The sequence below is a fragment of the Selenomonadales bacterium genome, from assembly GCA_018335585.1.
Taxonomy (GTDB): domain Bacteria; phylum Bacillota; class UBA994; order UBA994; family UBA994; genus UBA994.
The window spans coordinates 1-4094 of record JAGXRZ010000018.1; the positions used below are offsets into that span (position 1 = coordinate 1).

Sequence of the window (4094 nt, forward strand, 5' to 3'; positions counted from 1 at the left end):
TCCACAATATCTAAGATGGCGCAAAGAGTGCGAATTGCTTCCAGTGTCTTGTCTCTTCCGGCGACTTTGCGCACCACGTAGTAGATGTCCGTAATTGCATTGGCGGTCACCACACCTGTAACCCGGCCGCTCTCGCAGAGCGACAACACCCGAAACGCGTCATCCGCGAAGGGGCTACGGTCGGCAAGGTAGTCGATAATCACATTGGTGTCAATTAAGACTTTCATCGTACCTGCCTAGCCTCTGCTTGCGGATTTCGTCCCGCGTGGTGACGCCGCTTTCCCTGATGATGCCGCGCAGTGATACGAGCGCATCTCTGACTCTGCCCTCGACACTTGTAAGAACTGCCACATCCCGCCCGTTCTTGGTGATGATAATGTCTTCGCTGGCAGCCTGCTCGATGTACTTGCCGAGGTTCATCTTAAGCTCCGTCGCTGAAACACGCATCTCGTTCACTCCTTTAAGGCAAAGTGTGTTCGTTTATATTGTATGCATTGTGTGCGATTTAAGCAACCGTCTCTGGGCGATGTTAAAGCCGTCTGAGTTCCGACGGGGCGGTCCTTCTGTAAACATTCCCTCATCATGTCGCAATCCTCCGTCCCTCAACGACATCCCACAAAAATTCTTGCCCAGAGACAGGTAATCACAAATTGTGATAGAAATTAAACATATCGGATACCAGATCTTTGGGGGGCGAGCACTCATGACGGAACCACTGGCAGACGCCATCATGCAGAAGCTTGAGCAGGCCGCTCTGAGTTATCATAGGCTCATTTTGGTGGTGGCACCGGAAGGGGCAGGCAAAACCGCCGCGCTGCGCGAAGTAGGCGTGCGCCTGTCCATTGCGCCGATTAACGTCAACCTCGCCGTATCCAGTAAAATGCTAGACCTTACCGCCCGCCAGCGCACGTTGCAGCTATCTCGCCTGTTGGCCGAAGTAGTCGACACGGCGGGCACGGACATAGTGCTGCTCGACAACTTGGAGCTCCTCTTTGACGTATCGCTACAGCAGGACCCGCTGCGGCTGCTGCAGGGGTTAGCGCGCCACAAGACCGTCGTGGCCACATGGAACGGCACTGTCGCCGCCGGGTATTTAACCTACGCGGTGCCCGAGCACCGCGAGTACAGGCGCTATGCCGCAGACGGCTTGCTGTTAGTTTCTAAGGAGGTTAGGCAGTGAAGTACGCAGACCTAATTAAGTTCGAACCCATCGAAACTGTGGTGCAGCTGCGGGACGCCGACAAAGCGGCCCTAGCCCGCCAGCTGGTCAAAACCTATGTATTCTCCGACGAAATGGCCGAGAAGTTAACTAGTCTCGTCGTGCCGCAGCTGCAATTCGATACGCCGGCGGACAACAAAGGCATGCTTATCGTCGGCAACTACGGCACCGGTAAGTCGCACTTAATGTCCGTCATCTCGGCCCTCGCCGAAAACAGCGACCTTGGCACCGAAGTCGGTCACCCCAAAGTGGCTGAGGCGGCGCACACGATTAGCGGGCGCTTCAAGGTGGTGCGGACCGAGCTTGGCGCTACCACCATGGCGCTGCGCGACATTTTAGTGGCCGAGCTCGAAGAGCATTTGTCGGCGCTAGGCGTTCCTTTTACCTTCCCCTCGGCAGACAAAACGCCCAACAACAAGCGCGCCTTCGAGGAGATGATGGCCGCCTTCCACGCCGTGTATCCCGACCACGGGCTGCTGCTGGTAGTGGACGAGCTGCTCGATTACCTGCGCACGCGCAAAGACCAAGAGCTTGTACTTGACCTTAACTTCTTGCGCGAAGTGGGCGAGGTGTGCAAGGACTTGCGCTTTCGCTTTATGGCCGGCGTACAGGAAGCCATTTTCGACAGCCCGCGCTTTGCCTTTGTAGCCGACAGCATTCGCCGCGTAAAAGACCGCTTTGAGCAAGTGTTGATTGCCAAGAAGGACGTCAAGTTTGTCGTGGCCGAGCGCCTGCTCAAGAAGGACGCCGCCCAACAGGCAGAAATTCGCAAGTACCTTATGCCTTTTGCCAAGTTCTATGGCCGCATGAGCGAGCGTATGGACGAGTTTGTGCGCCTGTTTCCCGTGCACCCCGACTACATAGACACCTTTGAGCGCGTGACCGCGGTGGAAAAGCGCGAGGTTCTCCGCACACTTTCGCGGGCGATGCAGGCCCTCTTACCGGAAGAAGTGCCTACAAACCGCCCGGGCGTTATCGCTTACGACAGCTATTGGGTCACGCTCTGCGAGAACCCGTCTATCCGCGCCGTGCCGGACATTAAAGCCGTCATCGACTGCAGCAAAGTGCTTGAGGATAGAATCCGCCAGGCATTTACTCGCCCAGCGTATAGGCCCATGGCCTTGCGGCTTATCCACGCGCTGTCGGTCCATCGCCTGACGACGGGCGATATCTACGCCCCCTTAGGCGCTACCGCCGAAGAACTGCGCGACAGCCTGTGCCTGTTTCAGCAGGGGATTGACGAGCTAGGCGGCGACCAGCTGGCGGACGACCTTTTGTCGCAGGTAGAGACCGTGCTGCGCGAAATCCACAAGACGGTGAGCGGGCAGTTTGTTTCTTCTAACCCCGCTAATCGGCAGTATTACCTCGACTTAAAGAAGACCGACGATTTCGACGCCCTAATCGAGAAGCGCAGCGAAATTCTGGATTTAGCCCAACTTGACCGCTACTACTACGAAGCGCTTAAGCAAGTTATGGAGTGCATCGACCAGCCCTACGTCACCGGCTACAAAATATGGCAGCACGAACTGGAGTGGCCCGAGCGCAAGGCCGCGCGCGCCGGATACCTGTTCTTTGGCGCGCCTAACGAACGCTCGACCGCGGCACCGCCCCGCGACTTTTATCTATATTTTCTGCAGCCCTTCGACCCGCCGCGCTTCAAAGACGAAAAGAAGCCGGACGAGGTGTTTTTCCGGCTGGCCAGCACTCCCGAGGAGTTTAGCCGTGCGCTCCGCGGCTACGCCGCCGCGCTCGAACTTGCCTCTACCGCTTCAGGTCAGGCTAAGTCGATTTACGAGGCTAAGGCCAAAGACTTTTTGCGCGAGCTCGTGGGCTGGCTGCAAAAAAACATGGCCACCGCCTGCGAGGTGACATATCAGGCGCGCACGCGCACACTGGCGCAGTGGGCCAAAGAAAAGGCAGTGCGCGAGCCGTCAGGCCTAAGCACATCGCTACGCACTAATATCCGCGACTTAGTCAATGCCGTGGCCGGGACGTGCCTTGCGCCGCGGTTCGCCGACCAAGCTCCGGATTACCCAACCTTCTCGCTGCTTATCACCAAGGCCAACCGCGCGCAAGCCGCGCAAGACGCTTTGCGCGCCATTGCCGGGCAGACGCGCACCAAGCAGGCCATCGCCGTGCTCGACGCGCTAGAGCTCCTAGACGGCGAGAGGCTCGACCCCCAGCGCTCCCGCTATGCAGAGCATATTCTTGCCATAGCTCGCCAAAAAGGGCACGGGCAAGTAGTAAACCGCGCCGAGCTTATTTGGGACGACCTTGGCGTACAGTACATGGCACCGCAGTCGCTGCGCCTTGAGCCCGAGTGGGCAGTCGTGCTTTTGGCCGCGTTGGTTTATGCCGGCGAAGTGGTCTTGGCTGTGCCCGCCAAAAAGTATGAGGCCACCGACTTAGCGCAGCTAGCCGCTACCCCCATCGAGGACTTAGTGCAGTTTAAGCACATGGAGCGGCCTAGAGACTGGAATCTTCCGCTGCTTAAGAGCCTGTTTGACCTCCTCGGGCTTGCCCCCGGCCTCGCCACCCTAGTCACCCAAAACAAGGACGAGCCGGTGCAGGAGCTACACAAGGCCATTGACGCCACGCTAGACAAGCTGGTCCGGGCGAAAAATATCCTACAGACCGGGCTTAAAGTGTGGGGAGGGGCCGTATTAGCTGCGGGTGAAACTGCCGCGGCAGAGACACAGCTAGATGCCGCCAAAAGTTTCTTAGAGCAGCTGCAAGCCTACACCACGCCCGGCAAGCTAAAAAACTTGCCCGCTGACGCGTCGGCCGTCGCCGCCTGCCGGAGCGGGCTAGACAAATTGACCGAAGTGCAGGCGCTCGCAGAAATGGCACAGGAGCTTTCGCCGCTCGCGAACTA

4 protein-coding genes are annotated in these 4094 nt (G+C 58.0%); 2 read left to right on the forward strand and 2 right to left on the reverse strand.

Translation table 11 applies throughout. The features are described 5' to 3' along the window. A partial coding sequence (locus KGZ66_02280) for a PIN domain-containing protein (GenBank protein MBS3984415.1) occupies nt 1–227 on the reverse strand: 227 nt, incomplete at its 3' end. After that, nucleotides 211–447, reverse strand: a complete 237-nt coding sequence (locus KGZ66_02285) for a type II toxin-antitoxin system Phd/YefM family antitoxin (GenBank protein ID MBS3984416.1) — start codon at nt 445–447, stop codon at nt 211–213. The genes KGZ66_02285 and KGZ66_02280, both read right to left, overlap by 17 nt. 256 nt (nt 448–703) lie before the next feature. Here KGZ66_02285 and brxF point away from each other — a divergent pair, with 256 nt between their 5' ends. Together brxF and KGZ66_02295 are read left to right on the forward strand one after the other, a co-directional pair. Beyond that, nucleotides 704–1180 (forward strand): BREX-3 system P-loop-containing protein BrxF, encoded by a 477-nt coding sequence (brxF, locus tag KGZ66_02290; protein MBS3984417.1) that lies wholly within the window; start codon nt 704–706, stop codon nt 1178–1180. Beyond that, nucleotides 1177–4094 (forward strand): hypothetical protein (locus KGZ66_02295; protein MBS3984418.1); only part of this gene is annotated, 2918 nt, incomplete at its 3' end. The genes brxF and KGZ66_02295, both read left to right, overlap by 4 nt.